Origin of the sequence: Salinisphaera japonica YTM-1, assembly GCF_003788585.1 — a bacterium.
Classification (GTDB): Bacteria; Pseudomonadota; Gammaproteobacteria; order Nevskiales; family Salinisphaeraceae; genus Salinisphaera; species Salinisphaera japonica.
In genome coordinates this window covers 124,511-139,879 of sequence record NZ_AYKG01000023.1, presented here as the reverse complement: position 1 = coordinate 139,879, position 15,369 = coordinate 124,511, and the positions used below count along the sequence as shown (strand labels likewise).

Below are 15,369 nucleotides of genomic sequence, written 5' to 3'. Positions count from 1 at the left end.
CGGGGCTTGGCCACCGGCCCATTCGGGTTGCCCGCGCCGGACGCGCCATGCGGCGTTACGGGCCTTGACCGTGGTTGGCCACGCTCGGCGGCCCGCGCCTTGCCTGACACGCCCGGCGCGGGCAATGCGACGGCATATCTTATGACGACACGCCCTAGAACCGTTAGCGGAAGCGTTCTCTGGAGCCAGCTCAAACGCTCAACGTCTCGAAACGAGGCTTTATGGATTCGAAACGATTTGTCCTTATGCTACCCGCGAGTCTCGCTTAGGCAGCATCGAATTCGATCTTTTCCACGGCTGCCAGATCGATCGTCTGTCTCGATCGCCAGAGATCGAAGTTGTCCTGCATGGCCAACCAACTTTCAGCCGAGCGGCCCACCGCTTTCGACAACCGCAACGCCATATCAGAGCTCACGCCACTTCTACCCTGAAGCACGCGATTCAACGTCGACGGCGCGACGCCGAGCTTGGCGGCAAGCGTTCGTCCGGTGATGCCGAAAGGCCGCATATAGATCTCGCGGATGAAATCGCCAGGATGCGGGGGATTGTGCATAGCCATCAGTGATAATCCTCATAATCCAACACGTATGCGTTGCCGTCATGAAACCGGAAAGTGATACGCCAATTACCGCTGACACGGATCGACCATCGGTCCGCATCCGGTCCAGTCAGTGAGTGCAGCCTGAAACCTGGCAAGGCCATGTCGTCGATGCAGGTGGCGGTATCAAGCGCCGCCAGCTGCATACTCAACCGCTTCGCGTGCTCTGCCTTTATTCCGGCTTTCGAGCCAGACTCGAAATACTTCTTTAGCCCTTTATGACGGAATAACTTGATCATGAGAACGAGTATAGCGTGTTGCGCGCCGCGCAACACGCATCATTGACTAAGCGCCTTATCCGGCCCTCTTTCGCTCATCCACCATCATCCGGATACCAATCGCGCAACCGCACATCGATATCTGAATCCCCCGCATTTACGCGCCGCTTGAAGTCTTCAATATTCTGCCCGCGATAGTGGTACGGGTAGACGACTTTCGGCTTGAAATCGAGCACCGCCTCCGCGGCTTGTTCGGTGTCCATGGTGTAAGGCAGGTTCATGCAGACAAAAGCCAGGTCGATGTTGTCGAGACGGCGCATGGCGGGCACGCCTTCGGTGTCGCCGGAGATATAGACCCGCTTGTCAGCCAGCGTCAGGACATAGCCGTTGCCCCAGCCTTTCGGGTGATGGGCATCCGGCGAGGCTGGCAGGTTGTAGGCAGGGATCGCGCGGATCGGGATATCGTGCACGGTGGTCTTGTCACCATGTTCGAGCACGATGTGCTGCGCACCGATCGTCTCTTTCATCTTTTCGTTCACGGCCTCGGGCATGACGACGATAGCGTGGCGTGTCTCGAGCGCGGCCAGAGTGTCGGGCGCGAAATGATCATGGTGGGCGTGCGTGATGAGGATGATGTCGGGTGCGGGCAGGCCGGCGTAGCGGGCGGGATCACCCACCGGGTCAACGTAGAGCGTATGCCCGTTCCAGGTCGCCACAAAGCTGGCGTGCTCGATGATATGCAAGCGCAGCGGCCCGTCGGCGGTTTTTAGTGCCACGGGGCCGATGGCGGCGTCTTTATCCGGCTTGGCCGCCGCGCCGGCCGTGACGCCAAACAGAAGCAGGAAGCCCAGAACGACACAGGCCAGGCGCGAGCGCGGGGCGGGATGGGGTACGGCGTAGGACATGACACGGCCCTTGTCTGAGTACGGCGGGCCGCATCGGGCCCGCGCTAGGTGTACTCGACAATCGCCTATTCCCGGGTAATTAGGCAACTATTGTTTATTAGTGGCCCGCGTGTTCTGGCGCCCGCCGTTAGCGCTTGGGCACGGGCACGTATTGATGCCAGGGGTGGTTTTCCTTGAAGCCCAGCTCCTCACGAATCTTGCGATTGGAATACAGGGCTTCGTGCTCACCGAGTTCGCGCCGGATTTCAACGTCCGGGTAGAAGCGCTCGATGAGGTCGGCATTGGTCAGATGCACCGAGTTGTGGTCGTTGCCGGCGTTGAAGACGTCATAGCCCCGGCCCTCGGTCTTCAGACACAAGTCCACGATCTGGCCGAGATCACGAGCATCGATATAACAAAAAACATTACGCCGGCGTACTTCCGGGGCCTGGAAGAAGTGCGGGAAGTCGGTGGCGTATTCGTGCGGCTCGATCACGTTGCCGATCCGCAGGCCATAGATATCGAAACCGGTACGCTTGGCAAACGCCTGCGCGGTGGCCTCGTTGCAGACCTTGGACGTGGCATAGGTATCGGTCGGCTCGGTGGGATGGTCTTCCTCGACCGGTAAAAACTGCGGCTTGGCCTCGCCGTCGGCAAAACAGATGCCGTAAGTCGTCTCCGACGACGCGAAAACAATCTTGTCGATGCCGAACTTAGTGGCCGCGTTCAACACGTTGTACGTGCCCAGCGTGTTGATCCGGTAGGTTTCTGCGTCGGTGGTGATGAAGTTGCGCGGGATGGCCGCGAAATGCACCACGGCATCGAAGCCGCGCGGTGCGCCCTCGCCGTGATCAAGCTCGCCCATGTTGGCGTAGGTGGAAAGCACGTCGAACATCTGGCCGGGATCGGTGACGTCGGCGGTGTAGTTATCGACCCGTGGATCATCCAGCGGCGTCTGGTCGACGTTGACCACGTGATGCCCCTGGTCGAGCAGATACGGCACCACGTGACGCCCGGCCTTGCCCGAGCCGCCGGTGAACAGGATACGAAGCGTGCGATTGGTCGTCATGACACAAGAATTGCCTGAGTGATACAGCGATCTTGCCATAGCTGACGGGATCAGTTGCCCACAATCGATGACGTCGTTCGATTAGTCCGCCAGCCCCTCCGGCATCGGCGCATAACGCAGCAGCGCGAGATAGGCCAGCACAGCCCCGCCGGCCGAGCCGACCATGACCATCGCCATGGCCTGGGCATCGCCACCGGCAAAACCCACTGCCCAGGTCGCGATCGCGCCCATGGCGAACTGGAACACGCCGAACAGGGCCGAGGCGGCCCCGGCGGCGTCCGGGGCCAGATCCAGCAGGCCGGCCACGGTATTGGCCCCGGCCACGCCCACGGTCGAGAGCAGGAAGAACAACGGAATCGCCACGCCCCAGAAGCCGCCGAAGCCGGTGAACGTGGTCGCGATCAGCACGACCGCACAGGCCAGCGTGTTGCCCACGGCCACGCCCAGCAGCGTGCGATAACCAAAGCGTTCAACGATGCGCCCGTTGGTGAACGTGCCGATCAGCATGGACACGATATTGGCCGAGAAATAGAAGCCGAAGACCGACTGATCGACCTCGAACTGATTGATATAGATGAACGAGCTGGCGGCCACGTACGAAAACAGGGCCCCGAACATCAACGAGCCACAGATCAGATAAAGGGCGACCGGCAGGCGCGTGACCAGCGACAGATAGCCGATATATTGCTGCGTGAGCGTGCGATCGCGCACCCGGCGATGCTGCGGGTGGGATTCCGTCAAGAACACGGTCAGCACCGTTACCGCCACGACCGAATAGATCACCAGCATCCAGAAGATGAGCTGCCATTCGCCGATGAACAGAATCAGGCTGCCGATCATGGGGGCCAGTAGCGGCGCGGCGCCCATGACCATCACCACGAAGGACATGACGCTGGCCGCCTTGGCGCCCTGAAATCGGTCCCGCACGATGGCGCGTGCCATGACCGGCCCGGCCGCGGCGCCGAAGCCTTGAACAAGGCGTGCCACGATGAGCATCTCGACCGAGGTCGATAGCGCACAGGCGATGCTGGCCCCCAGATACAGAAACAGCCCGAAGAACAGGATCGGGCGGCGGCCGTGGCGGTCCGAGATCGGCCCGTAGAGCAGCTGCCCGAAGCCTAGGCCCACAAAGAACAGGCTCAGGGAATACTGCACCACCGCATCGGCCACACCGAACTGATCGGCCAGTGTGGGCATGGCCGGCAGATAGGTATCGATCGACAAGGGCGCCACGGCCGTCAGCAGGCCCAGCACGCAGACCATCAGCACGTGCTCACCACGCGTCTGCCCGCCGCTCGTATCGCGCGCGACATCGGACATTCGATTCTCCGTCAGATCAACACGGATCGCAGGCTGCGACCCGTGGGGCGCTATCGGCCGGGCTGTTGCGCGGCGCGCCGTATCAAGGCCGGCGTATTATGCCAGCCGCTGCGTTCTACAGCGATTGCCTCACCGGCCGCCTCACTCGGATGCAGGCCGGTCAGCGTGGCACCGGGCGGCATTTCTACCGCGAGCGTATAGCCCGATTCCTGAACGATACGTGCCGTCTGGGCCCAATAGACCGTACGGGCCATGTTGTAGACCAGATCATCGCCGATCGCATCGCCCTTCCAGAGCCGTCGCCTGGCGTTGGCCGAGAAATACGCACAGCGCGGCGGCTGCCAGGGCGTGCCCGCCGCTGCCTCGGCGAGTTTTTCGGCCGGCTCGTCGAGTAGCGCACAGTGCGAAGGCACGGCTACATCCAGCCGCCTGGTCGCACGCGCACCGGCCTCGTCGGCACGCGCGGCCAACGCGTCAAGGGCCGCTTCAGCCCCGGCCACCACGATCTGCTGATCGGCGTTGACGTTGGCGATATGGATCGCCTGGCCCGCGTCCTGCCCGGCTTCAACCAGCCCTGCGACGTGTCGTTCGCCAAGACCCAGTACGGCGAGCATGCCGTAGCCCGCCGGATAGGCCTGGCCCATCAATTCACCGCGTTTGGCGACCAGGGCCAGCGCGGCCTCGAAATCGATTACACCTGCGATGACGGCCGCCGGCCAGGCCCCGATCGACAGCCCCAGCACCGCATCCGGCGCGCCGTCCGCCTCGATCAAGTGTCGCGCGGCGGCCACGCCCATCACCGTGAGCGCGGTCTGGACGTTATCGGTGGTGGCCAGCGCCTCGGCGTTATCGAGTGTGTCGATACGCACCGACAGCCCATCTTCGGCGGCCGCGATCGTGTCGCGTACAGCTTTGGAATCCGGCAGATCGGCAAGCATGCCGGGGCGCTGGGCGCCCTGGCCCGGAAACGTGAATACCGTGCTCATGGGCCGTGCCACGGGTCAGGTGAGAGATAGGGGCCGGTATCGTGTTTGATCATGACGCGCGCGGCCTCGCCTAGCCAGTCCGCCAGGGCCACGCCGCCGGCCGGGGTCTCCAGCTGGATATCACAGCGCACGCCGTGCACCTCATCACAGCGACGAGCCGCGCCAGCGAGTGTTTCGAGTTGCCGCTCATGGCACTCGGGCATGCAGACCACGATATCGATATCCGAGGCCGCGTGCGCGACGGGCGCCCCGGTGGCCAGATCATAGCCGAGCGCGCCGGTCACGCCCCAGGTCAATGACATCGCGGCGAGTTCGGCTTGCAGATCATGCAGGCCAGCGAACGCAGGGATGGCTGAACATCGGTCGGCCGTGACGAGGCGATCGGTCTCGCCGTGCGCAATGGCCTCGGGTGCCAGTCGGCGCGTGACTGCCGCGCTATCGATGCGCGTGGCACAGCGCTCACGCTTGGTCGCCCCGCGGATGCCGATCGGCAACGAGGCCTCGTCGCGCGGGGCACGTCGGATGACTGCCGGCGCGCCGTTGGCAATGATCTGGCGCGCCCAGTCCGGCACGTCGGCCGCCAAGGCGGCCACGTCGAACCAGACCAAATCGTGCGGGCAGGCGATTGCCGCGCGCGTATTCAGCGCGCTGTAGTCGAACGCGCGGGGGGCGGCGATCGCACAGTCGGCGGGCATTTACCCGGCCCAGGCCTCGGCCAAGCGTTGACGTACCGCAGCGGTGGCTGTCCGCTCGCCCTGGCCGATGCGCGCGTCCAGACCACGCGTGTCGCCGATATCAGCCACGGCATCGGCCAGTGCCTGGTGAACCCGCTCGACAGCCTCGGCATCATCGGCGGCCGTGGGCGCAATATCCAGCCGCGCGTGCAACAGGCCCAGCCGCTCGTAGCTGTCGATGTCATAAGCCATGGGCGTGATCTCACGGGCAAGCTGTTCCACGCCTTCCACGCTACGCTGGGTGATACGGGCCGCGGCCTGTTTGCCCATCGCATGTACCTGCACGCCCTCGCCCGACAAGGCCACCAGCCGATTGGCCTGGTAACCGTGGGCCAGGAAACCGCCGGACATGGCTTTGCCGGCGATCAACGTGACCACCGGATGCCCGGCGCGGCGGGCACGGATCGCCCCCTCGGCGGCCGCGGCCAGTGCCTGATGGATACCGTAGGCTTCCTCGGTCCGGCCATAGGCCTGGCTCGGCACATCCACGACGGCCACGATCACACGCTTGTCGGCCGCGTCTTCGTCGGCGGCGACCGCATCGTGTAGGGCCCGCGCCAGTGCCCAGCCTTCAGCCAGGCCGACCTCGCCCGCTCGGGCCCGCGGAAAGCGCGCGTGGGCATCGGGCACGACCGCGATATAACGCGCGGCTCGGCCTGCCAGCGCGGCGTCGACGACGCGCACGCTGGCCGGGTAATCGGCAAGCGGCTCGGCGTGGTCGGTGAGTGCGGCCAGCCAGGCCGCCCCATAAGAGATGTTCGCGTCACTCATGCAGCACCTGTTGTTTGATCAAACATAGCGCGGGTCGTTTCGGCGGTGGCTTGTTCGGCGGGGTCCACGGTTTCCAGCAGCGCTTCGAAACGCGCGATATCGGTCGTGCGGGCCAATGTTTTCGGAGCCGCGGTGACGCGCTCGGCCAGCAGGTCACGAATCGCGGCGACGTCGTCATCTACCAGATCTTCGGCCAGACCCGTCGCCACGCGTTGCTCGCCGCCCAGAAGCGACCAGATCATCGGCCGGTCACGGCTGTCGAACTCGTCCACGCCGGCTTCTTGTTCAATCACTTGCGGCCCGTTCAGGCCAAGACGTGCCTCGCGGGTGACGAGCAATGCCGAGCACAGGCCGGCCGCGATCGACATGCCGCCGAAACAGCCCACCGGCCCGGTGATCACGCCGATGACCGGGCCGTGCTCGCGCAGGGCCACGATCATGTCGTGGATCTCGGCGATGGCCGCCAGGCCGCAGTTGGCCTCTTGCAGACGCACGCCGCCGGTTTCCAATAGCAGTATCGGTACCACCGGATCACCGGCCTTGACGTCCGCCAGCGCACAGGTCAGCGCGCCCGCGATCTTGGCGCCGCCGACCTCGCCCATCGAGCCGCCCTGAAACGCGGGCTCGACGGCCGCCACGACCACCTTCGTATCCCCCAGCGTGCCGCGCATGATGACTACGCCGTCATCCGACTGGGTGACGATATTCTGCTTGGGCAGCCACGGCGAGGTCAGGCGCTCGAACGGGCCCAGCAGTTCGCGCTGGCCGGCATCATCCAGCAGATGCTGACAACGAGCACGGGCGGGCAGCTCGACAAAGCTCTGGCGTTGTAGCAGTGCGGCGACATCACGCATGGCTGGCCTCCGGGTTGGTCTGTTCCATGGCCTGGGCAATCCGCAGGCGTACCACGGCCGGCGTGGCGCCGAAGTCGTTGATCTCGACCTTGAGCGCGGGCAGGCCGTCTTCGGAAAAGATGCGATCGATCACGGCTTTCCAGATGTCATCCACGCCGTCGACCGAGGTCGCGATGGCCACGGTCGTCCGGCCGGACTCGCCCGGCTCCAACAAGACCTCCAGATCGCCGGAGCCGACCACGCCGGCCAGCGCGCGACGGGCCGCCGGCGTGCCGGCCGGGTAATCAAGCGATAGCGTTTGCATGAGCGTTGTCTCCTGTCGCGGTGGCCGAGGCGTGTTCGGCCAGTCGATCGATGAATACGGTGGCCGCCAGTAGATCGGCCGCGCCGCCCGGCGAGGCGCGATAGCCGGTGAGTGTGTGATCCAGATCCGCGAGTGCTGCGCGCCCGGCGGGCGTGGCCGTGCCGCCGGCGGCCAGCACGCGGCGTGCGCCGGTCTGCATGGCGGCCAGGCCGGCCGGGCCGGCGCGGTGCAGCACACAGGTGTCATCCAGCACGGCCATGAGCGCGGCCAGCGCGTCCAGGCGCGCGGTCTGCTCGCAGCCGGTCGCCGTGCGGGTGCGCTGCAATACCGGCAAGGCGTGCTTGATGACGGGCACGAAACCTTCAACGGCGATCTGGCGCGCACCGGCCGCGCCGTAGCGGGTGATCGCCTGTTTGCCGTTTGAAACCCGCGCGGGGTCAAGCCCCGGATCATCGATGGCCGCGATACGTGCGGCGTCGGCGGCAAGCCGCTCGGCCTGCCATTCGCCCGCGGGCCGGGCCGCGGCGGCCGCGGTGAGCAGCCCCAGGCACCAGATCGCCCCGCGATGGGTATTCATCCCGCCGGTGGCCAGCAGCATCGCAGCCTCGGCCTCGCGGCCCAGCAGCCCCAGCCGGGCCCGTAGCGATACCGCGTCCCCCGGCAAGGCCCCGGCCTCGGCGATCGCCAGAAACCCGGGGTGCAAGGCCCGAATCGAAGCCTGCATGGTGGCGTAGTCCATATCGTGATGAACGCCCGCTCCGCGACGATCGATCAGCCCGGGCTTGGGCGTCAGGTCCAGCTCGGCGACGAGCGCCTCGCTAACGCGATCGGCCAGCCAGGCCGGCTTGTCAGTGATATCGACCATTACCAGCTCCGAAACCGCGGCGGCGGGTTATAGAGCCCGCCCGACCAATCGACGAGATCCGCAATACTGGAGGCCGCCAACTGGCTACGGGTGGCCTCGGCGCGAGAAACACCCAGATCCGCGGGCCAGACGACCTTGCCCGCCTCGCGCAAGCGTTTCGTCTCGCCCGGGTCGGCCGATCGGCCTAGCGGCGTCACCCCGGCCACGGCCGCGATCATGGCACGGCGTTCTTCGATCGACTCGGCCTTGTAAAGATAAGCGATGCCTTCCTCGGTGAGCAGATGCGTGGTGTCGTCGCCGTAGACCATGACCGGCGGCACCGCCAGGTTGGCTTTCCTGGCCACGGTGACGGCGTCCAGCTCGTCGACGAATGTGGGCACCAGGCCGGCCTGGAAGGTCTCGACCATCTGCACGACCAGCTTGCGCCCGCGCGCCAGCGGATCATTGTCATCGGCCATATCCGCCCAGGCCGGTGTCGCATGCCGCCGCCCGCGGGCATCACTGCCCAGGTTCGGCGCGCCGCCAAAGCCCGAAACGCGCGAGGTGGTCACGGTCGAGGAATTGCCGTCCGGATCGATCTGCAAGGTCGCGCCGATGAACATATCGGCGGCGTACTGGCCGGCCAGCTGGCAGAAAGCACGATTGGAGCGCAGCGAGCCGTCATGCCCGGTGAAGAAGATGTCGCCGCGCGCGGCCACGTAGTTTTCCATGCCCAGCTCGGTGCCAAAGCAATGAACGGACTCGACCCAGCCGGATTCGATGGCCGGTATGAGCGTGGGGTGCGGGTTGAGCACCCAGTTCTTGGCGATCTTGCCCTTCAGGCCCAGTTTTTCACCGTAGGTCGGTAACAACAGCTCGATGGCTGCGGTATTGAAGCCGATGCCGTGGTTCAGCGATTGCACACCGTGCTCGGCATAGATGCCCTTGATGGCCATCATCGCCATGAATATCTGTACGTCGGTGATATGACGCGGATCACGCGTGAACAAGGGCTCGATATAAAACGGCTGGTCGGCCTCGACCACGATATCCACCCAAGAGCCCGGAATATCCACCCGGTCCAGGCCGGAGACATCATCAACGATCTCGTTGGCCTGGGCGATGACGATACCGCCAGAAAATGCCGCCGCCTCGACCAGCGCCGGGGTGTCTTCGGTCGAGGGCCCGGTATAGAGATTGCCCGCACGATCGGCCTTGAAGGCCGCGGTCAACACGACTTTCGGAATCAGATCGACGAACAGCCGCGCATAGAGCTCGATATAAGTATGGATGGCGCCGACCTCGATCGTGCCGTCCATCATGAGTGTGCCGATACGATGGCTCTGGGTGCCGGAAAACGCGAAATCCAGCTTCTTGGCGATGCCTTTTTCGAACACCGCCAGATGTTCGGGCCGGCCGACGCTGGGCTGAATCATATGCAGGTCATGCACGCGCTCGGGGTCGAGATCAGCCAGGGCCCGCGAGAGAAAATCCGCCTGTTTCTGGTTGTTGCCCTCGGCGATCACCCGATCGCCGGAGGCGATACAGCCATAGAGCACCTCGCTGATCGCCTCCCGATCGACGATCTTTTCGGTCAGCAGATGCGCGATCGTCTCAAGGCGGCGCTGTTTTTCCGCGGCACGGGTATTCCACTGGCGCGGGGCTTGGGTCTGGCGCATGCGCGTTGTCCGTTTCGGGCTCTGCAAGCAAGTTAGAATCGGCGAGGCCTGCGATCAATCAAGCTGTCGTTGGCTTTATTAACATCAGGCGAACAGGACAGGCCAATGCGCGGTGCCGATGAAATCACCCTGCGCAAGCTGGAAATCTTTCTGGCGTTCATGCGCGAACAGAACCTGGCCCGGGCCGCGGAAACACTCGGCGTGTCCAGCGTGTCGGTCCACAAGGCGATCCATTCGCTGGAGGCCGCGGTCGGCGCGCCGCTGTTCGCGCATCGCGGGCGCACCCTGCGCCCCTTGGCCTCGGCCGAGGTACTGGCCCGCCACGGCCAGGACATCATCGACGGCATTCAGCGCAGCGTGGACGCCACGCGCCAGGCCGCGGGCATCGCTCCGCGCACGTTTCGTATCGGCTCTCTCTATTCGCTGACGATATCGCTGGTGCCGCGCATCATCACCGCCGTACAGGCCGCCCTGCCCGGCTGTGATATCGAGCTGGTGCTGGGCTCCAACGCCACGCTGGAAGACCAGCTCGCCGCCGGCGAGATTGATGCCGCGCTCATTTGCACCCACGAGCTGGCGCGCAGCCATGCGCGGGCGGTGGTCGATCTGTTCGAAGACGAGATCTATCTGGTCACACCGGCTGAGCGTGGCGCGGCCCGGCGTGACACCGCCAAGCGCGCGCCCGTCGACCTGGCCGATTATCGCGAGGCGCCTTTCGTGGTGCTCTCACAGGAGTTTTCCAGCGGGCGGGATTCGTATCGCATGTTCCAGACGGCGGGCATCACGCCTCGGGTCGCCCTGCGGGCCAACGATATTTTTTCGTTATCAGGACTGGTGCGCGGCAACGTGGGCTATGCCCTGCTGCCCGGGCGTATCGCCGAGCTGTATCCCGGCGCGTTGGCTTTTCAGCGCGTGCGCCGCGCCCAGGCCGTGTCGCAACACGTCGGCCTGTGTCATCTGGCATCACGCGCCGAGGACGAATCCATCGGCGCGCTGATCGCGGCTGCCCGCGAGATCGTGGCCCCCATGGTCGATAGCGACGGGCGCCTGGCGATCGAGACAAAGCCGGTTTAGCCGCCCACGATCGAGCGCACCACCAGATAGAAGATCGACGGGCCGAGCAAACAGCCAAACCCGGTATAGAAGGTCGCCGTCATCGCGCCGTAAGGCACGAGCCGGGCATCGGTGGCGGCCAGCCCGGCAGCCACGCCGCTGGTCGTGCCCATCATGCCGCCAAAGACGAGCGCGGCTGACGGGTTGTTGAGCTGGATACGCTTGGCCACGATCGGGGTGAAGATCATCACCGAGATGGATTTGACCAGCCCGATGGCGATCGAAAGTGCTATGAGATCCGAGCCCGCGCCGATGGCCGTACCCGTCACCGGGCCCACGATATAAGTCGCGGCCCCCGCGCCGATAGTAGTGACGGCCACCGGATCGGTATAGCCGAAGGCATAGGCGATGGCGGCCCCCACCGTGAACGGCACCGCCAGGCCCGCAAACAGCGCGATGACGCCGTTCATGCCGGCTTTTTTCAACTCGGCCACGTCTACGCCGAACGCCGTGGCCACGATCGCGAAATCGCGCAGCATGGAGCCACCCATGATGCCCAGGCCAGAGAACATGGCGATATCGGACAGCCCGTCTGTGCCGCCCGTCGCGACCCCACCGATATACGACAGCAACAGGCCGGCCGCGATCGCGATCGCCGAGCCGTGGATACGCCCGCCGGTGAGATAGCGTGCGGCCAGGTTGCAGACCAGCATCAGCAGGCCGATGAAGGCAAACGCCGCGATCAGGCCGTTACTATTCAAGACATCCAGAAAACGCTCAAGCATGACGATCCTCGCGGGGGGTCGATTCCGGTGGGTCCATGGGCTTGGCGTATTTGCCACGGCCCAAACGGGCGATCACGGGCACCAGGGCAAAACTGATGGCCACCACCACCAGCCCGCCCACAAGTGCCACCGGCCCGCCGCTGACCGCGCCCAGCACGTTCTGGCTGGCCGCCATGGCCACCACGATCGGGATATACAGCGAACTCCAGAACGACAGCCCGGCCTGGGCCTTGTCGTCGAAACAGCCCATGCGTTGCAGCCGATACACACAGAACACCAGCAACAACATGGCGATACCCACACCGCCGACATCGGCATCGATACCCATCACCATGCCCAGCAAAGAGCCCAGCAACTTGCCAACGAGCAGACAGGCGGCCAGCAGGGCCACACCGTAGATCACCATTTTCGTGCCTCCTTGTTCTTGATCTGCTGCCAGTCATGGGCGGCGCCGAGAGCGGCATCAACGCGTATCGCGTTAACGAACTTAGCCTCGGCCTAAGCACCATCGGCTTTACGCGGCTTTGCGCCGGCCGGGCTAAGACCAATGTCGGGCAGCTGCACCCGGTTTGTCAGGCGTTGCCCGACCGGTGGCCGACGACGCGTGAAGCCATGTGCGCTGTTATCCTTGACGCATGCAGGCGCTGTCGTGGCTGTTAAACGCAAGGCCTGCCCGGTTCGAATTGAAGAAAACGTGCCCATGATTAATAAAGCTCGTGTCGGCCTGGCCGGCGATCCCGACAGCGCCTGGCGGCTGGTGGCCGATATCGGCGGCACCAGTGCCCGCTTTGCCCTGGCCGATGACTACGGGGCCCTGCAAGGCCACGACACACTCTCCTGCGAAGATTTCGACGGGCCGGCCGAAGCCGCTCGGGCTTATCTGTCCGGGCGTGACGTCGGCAGTATCCGCGAGGCCGCCTTTGCCGTGGCCACACCGGTCTACGCCGATCGAATCTCGTTCACCAACCGGGCGTCCTGGTCGTTCTCGGTCAGCGAGCTGGGCCAGCAGTTGGGCGTGGCCCAGTGCCGCGTGATCAACGACTTCACGGCGTTGGCGCTGTCGATCCCGCGTTTGGATCGCGAATGGCTGGTACCGGTTTCAGAACACGGACGGCGCACTTTCGATGCCCCGCTGGCGGTGATCGGGCCGGGCACCGGCCTGGGCGCGACCGGCGTGATTCCCACCAAACACGGCTGGCACGCCCTGGCCGGCGAAGGCGGGCACGCCACGCTGGCCCCGGCCGACGAGCGCGAGGTCGAGCTGCTGGCGATTCTCACCCGCAAGTTCGGGCATGTATCGTCCGAGCGCGTGCTGTCCGGGCCGGGGCTGGTGAATCTCTATCACGCCAACTGCGAGCTGAGCGGCGTGGTCGCCCACGATCTTGAACCGGCCGATATCACCGAGCGTGCCCTGGGTGGCAGCTGCGATATCTGTGCCACGGTCGTGGATGATTTCTTTGCCATGCTGGGCACGGCCACGGGCAACCTGGTGCTCACACTCGGCGCGCGCGGCGGGGCTTATATCGGCGGCGGTATCGTACCGCGCCTGGCCGAGCGTATCGGCGCCTCGCGCTTTCGTGAACGCTTCGAGGCCCACGGCCGACTATCGGATTATCTGGCCGATGTGCCCTGCTATATGGTCACGGCCCCCTACCCCGCGCTCGAAGGCGCATTGGCCTCATTAAGCTCTGTCTAGCCCCGCGATACAACGCGTTGCAACAAGTGCCCGATCGCATCAGCGGCCGGGCTTTTTTGTGTCTGAGAATCGCCTGATCGCGGGTTTTGTGCTGAAACCGGTTCCTTTTTATTAGACCTTTGTTCCGTTGTCCTGACTGAATTTTTTCGCAAAGCTTGCACAAATGCGCTGATACACAGCGTATCGACTTGAACAAACAGACCGCGCCGCATGCGAGACGATCGCGCGGGCTCACCAGGGGGAAACGCCATGACACAGACACGATGGGCCGTCCGCGGCTTGCAACTCGGGGCAGCCGTCGCGGCCCTGTCGATCGGCGCGGCCGCGCACGCTGCCCCCGACAAAGGCACGGTCAGCGTGCTGAACTGGTGGACCTCGGGCTCCGAGGCCAAGTCCATGAACGTACTCCAGGACATGCTGGCCAGCGATGGCTACAAGATGATCAACAACGCGGTATCCGGCGGCGGCGGCTCGAACGCTCGCACGGTGCTGAAATCACGTATCCAGTCCAACAACATTCCCGGCGCGGCCCAGATCAAGGGCCCGGAGATCCAGCAGTGGTGCAAGGCCGGCCTGGCGATGAATATCGACAAGGTCGCCGCCGACCAGAACTGGGCCAGGATCCTGCCGGGCCCGGTGGCCGAGGGCATGCAGTGCGACGGTCATTTCGTGGCCGTACCGTTCAACCTGCATCGCATCAACTGGGTCTGGATCAACAAGTCGGCCATGGAAAAAGCCGGTGCGGCCATGCCCTCCGACTGGAACTCGTTCGTCACCGCACTCAAGAAACTCAAAGCCGCTGGCATCACGCCGATCGCCGGCGGCGGCGATACCTGGCAGGTGGCCACCGAGTTCGATGCCGTAGCACTGGCCACCGGCGGCGCGGATTTCTATCGCAAGGCCTTCGTGGATCTGGACGAAGCCGTGCTGTCCGGGCCCAAGATGGTCAAGTCACTCGAGCGGCTGCGCACGCTCCAGCGTTATGAAGACCCCAACGGCCAGGGCCTGTCCTGGAACCACGACACCGGGCTGGTCGTGAAGGGCGAGGCCGGCATGCAGATCATGGGCGACTGGGCCAAGGGCGAGATCACCAACGCCGGCGCCACGCCGGGCGACGAGATCGCCTGCATGGCGCTGCCGGGCGAGCACACGGGCTTTGTCTACAACGCGGACTCGTTCGAGATGTTCAAGAACTCGAACTCGGATGAAGCCGCGCAGTATGCCTTTGCCCGCACCGCACTCTCACCGGCATTCCAGCGCAAGTTCAATATGGCCAAGGGCTCGATCCCGGTGCGCCAGGGCGTCTCGCTCGAGGGTTTCGATGCCTGTGCACAAAAAGCCCAGACCGCGTTCGAAGCCGCGGTGGACAACGATGCCCTGGTGCCCAGCTACTCCCAGGACATGGCCGAGAACGGCGCGGTCAAGGGCGCATTGTTCGACGTGATCGCCAAGTTCTATAACGACAAGGACATGAGCGCCAAGGACGCGGCGGCGCAGATGGCTAGCCAGGCCCAACAGGCACAGATGATGTCGCAACTTTAGTCGATGGTTTAGCCGAGGTTGGGGCCGGCACG

The 15,369-nt window shown here is 64.6% G+C and carries 17 protein-coding genes; 3 read left to right on the top strand and 14 right to left on the bottom strand.

What is annotated here, in order from left to right:
• Positions 1-265: 265 nt before the first annotated feature.
• The 12 genes from SAJA_RS08640 to mdcA form a co-directional block, all read right to left on the bottom strand.
• Positions 266-559, bottom strand: coding sequence for a HigA family addiction module antitoxin (locus SAJA_RS08640; protein ID WP_123658260.1), 294 nt, complete (start codon positions 557-559; stop codon positions 266-268).
• On the bottom strand, positions 559-837 hold the full coding sequence (locus SAJA_RS08635) for a type II toxin-antitoxin system RelE/ParE family toxin (RefSeq protein ID WP_123658259.1): 279 nt from the start codon (positions 835-837) through the stop codon (positions 559-561). Before SAJA_RS08635 ends, SAJA_RS08640 begins: the two co-directional genes overlap by 1 nt.
• A gap of 74 nt (positions 838-911) precedes the next feature.
• Positions 912-1,721, bottom strand: a complete 810-nt coding sequence (locus SAJA_RS08630; RefSeq protein ID WP_123658258.1) for an MBL fold metallo-hydrolase — start codon at positions 1,719-1,721, stop codon at positions 912-914.
• 127 nt (positions 1,722-1,848) lie between these two features.
• A complete protein-coding gene (locus SAJA_RS08625) occupies positions 1,849-2,769 on the bottom strand; it encodes an NAD-dependent epimerase/dehydratase family protein (RefSeq protein WP_123658257.1) in 921 nt (306 codons plus the stop codon).
• A gap of 81 nt (positions 2,770-2,850) precedes the next feature.
• Positions 2,851-4,089, bottom strand: a complete 1,239-nt coding sequence (locus SAJA_RS08620) for a Bcr/CflA family multidrug efflux MFS transporter (protein ID WP_123658256.1) — start codon at positions 4,087-4,089, stop codon at positions 2,851-2,853.
• Positions 4,090-4,139: 50 nt separating this feature from the next.
• Complete coding sequence (locus tag SAJA_RS08615) at positions 4,140-5,075, bottom strand: ACP S-malonyltransferase (protein ID WP_123658255.1); 936 nt, start codon at positions 5,073-5,075, stop codon at positions 4,140-4,142.
• Positions 5,072-5,770, bottom strand: coding sequence for a malonate decarboxylase holo-ACP synthase (locus tag SAJA_RS08610; RefSeq protein ID WP_123658254.1), 699 nt, complete (start codon positions 5,768-5,770; stop codon positions 5,072-5,074). The genes SAJA_RS08615 and SAJA_RS08610 overlap by 4 nt, the downstream gene beginning before the upstream one ends.
• Positions 5,771-6,565, bottom strand: coding sequence for a biotin-independent malonate decarboxylase subunit gamma (gene mdcE, locus SAJA_RS08605; protein WP_425471658.1), 795 nt, complete (start codon positions 6,563-6,565; stop codon positions 5,771-5,773).
• 11 nt (positions 6,566-6,576) lie between these two features.
• The gene (locus tag SAJA_RS08600; RefSeq protein ID WP_123658252.1) at positions 6,577-7,434 is read right to left on the bottom strand and encodes a biotin-independent malonate decarboxylase subunit beta; all 858 of its coding nucleotides are present in this window, start codon (positions 7,432-7,434) and stop codon (positions 6,577-6,579) included.
• Positions 7,427-7,738, bottom strand: a complete 312-nt coding sequence (locus SAJA_RS08595; RefSeq protein ID WP_123658251.1) for a malonate decarboxylase subunit delta — start codon at positions 7,736-7,738, stop codon at positions 7,427-7,429. Before SAJA_RS08595 ends, SAJA_RS08600 begins: the two co-directional genes overlap by 8 nt.
• Positions 7,719-8,603: a triphosphoribosyl-dephospho-CoA synthase gene (locus SAJA_RS08590; protein WP_123658250.1), complete on the bottom strand. Its 885-nt coding sequence runs from the start codon at positions 8,601-8,603 to the stop codon at positions 7,719-7,721. Before SAJA_RS08590 ends, SAJA_RS08595 begins: the two co-directional genes overlap by 20 nt.
• Positions 8,603-10,261, bottom strand: a complete 1,659-nt coding sequence (mdcA, locus tag SAJA_RS08585; protein WP_123658249.1) for a malonate decarboxylase subunit alpha — start codon at positions 10,259-10,261, stop codon at positions 8,603-8,605. The genes SAJA_RS08590 and mdcA overlap by 1 nt, the downstream gene beginning before the upstream one ends.
• Before the next feature lie 105 nt (positions 10,262-10,366).
• Here mdcA and SAJA_RS08580 point away from each other — a divergent pair, with 105 nt between their 5' ends.
• Complete coding sequence (locus SAJA_RS08580) at positions 10,367-11,335, top strand: LysR family transcriptional regulator (protein ID WP_123658248.1); 969 nt, start codon at positions 10,367-10,369, stop codon at positions 11,333-11,335.
• On the opposite strand, the gene madM is transcribed toward SAJA_RS08580, so the two are convergent.
• Positions 11,332-12,099, bottom strand: a complete 768-nt coding sequence (madM, locus tag SAJA_RS08575; RefSeq protein WP_123658247.1) for a malonate transporter subunit MadM — start codon at positions 12,097-12,099, stop codon at positions 11,332-11,334. The genes SAJA_RS08580 and madM overlap by 4 nt on opposite strands.
• Entirely contained in the window at positions 12,092-12,505 is a 414-nt protein-coding gene (gene madL, locus SAJA_RS08570; RefSeq protein ID WP_123658246.1) for a malonate transporter subunit MadL, read from the bottom strand. The genes madM and madL overlap by 8 nt, the downstream gene beginning before the upstream one ends.
• 294 nt (positions 12,506-12,799) lie before the next feature.
• On the opposite strand from madL, the gene glk reads away from it, so the two are divergent.
• Entirely contained in the window at positions 12,800-13,795 is a 996-nt protein-coding gene (glk, locus tag SAJA_RS08565) for a glucokinase (protein ID WP_123658245.1), read from the top strand.
• 249 nt (positions 13,796-14,044) lie between these two features.
• Complete coding sequence (locus SAJA_RS08560; RefSeq protein WP_184999817.1) at positions 14,045-15,337, top strand: ABC transporter substrate-binding protein; 1,293 nt, start codon at positions 14,045-14,047, stop codon at positions 15,335-15,337.
• The last annotated feature ends 32 nt before the right edge of the window (positions 15,338-15,369 follow it).

Excerpts from the sequence above, each read along its gene's own strand:
- madL (WP_123658246.1), bottom strand. The coding sequence starts at position 12,505 with ATGGTGATCTACGGTGTGGCCCTGCTGGCCGCCTGTCTGCTCGTTGGC.
- SAJA_RS08635 (WP_123658259.1), bottom strand. The coding sequence starts at position 837 with ATGATCAAGTTATTCCGTCATAAAGGGCTAAAGAAGTATTTCGAGTCT.
- SAJA_RS08595 (WP_123658251.1), bottom strand. The coding sequence starts at position 7,738 with ATGCAAACGCTATCGCTTGATTACCCGGCCGGCACGCCGGCGGCCCGT.
- SAJA_RS08625 (WP_123658257.1), bottom strand. The coding sequence starts at position 2,769 with ATGACGACCAATCGCACGCTTCGTATCCTGTTCACCGGCGGCTCGGGC.
- SAJA_RS08630 (WP_123658258.1), bottom strand. The coding sequence starts at position 1,721 with ATGTCCTACGCCGTACCCCATCCCGCCCCGCGCTCGCGCCTGGCCTGT.
- SAJA_RS08640 (WP_123658260.1), bottom strand. The coding sequence starts at position 559 with ATGGCTATGCACAATCCCCCGCATCCTGGCGATTTCATCCGCGAGATC.
- SAJA_RS08590 (WP_123658250.1), bottom strand. The coding sequence starts at position 8,603 with ATGGTCGATATCACTGACAAGCCGGCCTGGCTGGCCGATCGCGTTAGC.
- SAJA_RS08560 (WP_184999817.1), top strand. The coding sequence starts at position 14,045 with ATGACACAGACACGATGGGCCGTCCGCGGCTTGCAACTCGGGGCAGCC.
- madM (WP_123658247.1), bottom strand. The coding sequence starts at position 12,099 with ATGCTTGAGCGTTTTCTGGATGTCTTGAATAGTAACGGCCTGATCGCG.
- SAJA_RS08615 (WP_123658255.1), bottom strand. The coding sequence starts at position 5,075 with ATGAGCACGGTATTCACGTTTCCGGGCCAGGGCGCCCAGCGCCCCGGC.
- SAJA_RS08620 (WP_123658256.1), bottom strand. The coding sequence starts at position 4,089 with ATGTCCGATGTCGCGCGCGATACGAGCGGCGGGCAGACGCGTGGTGAG.
- SAJA_RS08600 (WP_123658252.1), bottom strand. The coding sequence starts at position 7,434 with ATGCGTGATGTCGCCGCACTGCTACAACGCCAGAGCTTTGTCGAGCTG.
- SAJA_RS08580 (WP_123658248.1), top strand. The coding sequence starts at position 10,367 with ATGCGCGGTGCCGATGAAATCACCCTGCGCAAGCTGGAAATCTTTCTG.
- SAJA_RS08610 (WP_123658254.1), bottom strand. The coding sequence starts at position 5,770 with ATGCCCGCCGACTGTGCGATCGCCGCCCCCCGCGCGTTCGACTACAGC.
- mdcA (WP_123658249.1), bottom strand. The coding sequence starts at position 10,261 with ATGCGCCAGACCCAAGCCCCGCGCCAGTGGAATACCCGTGCCGCGGAA.
- glk (WP_123658245.1), top strand. The coding sequence starts at position 12,800 with ATGATTAATAAAGCTCGTGTCGGCCTGGCCGGCGATCCCGACAGCGCC.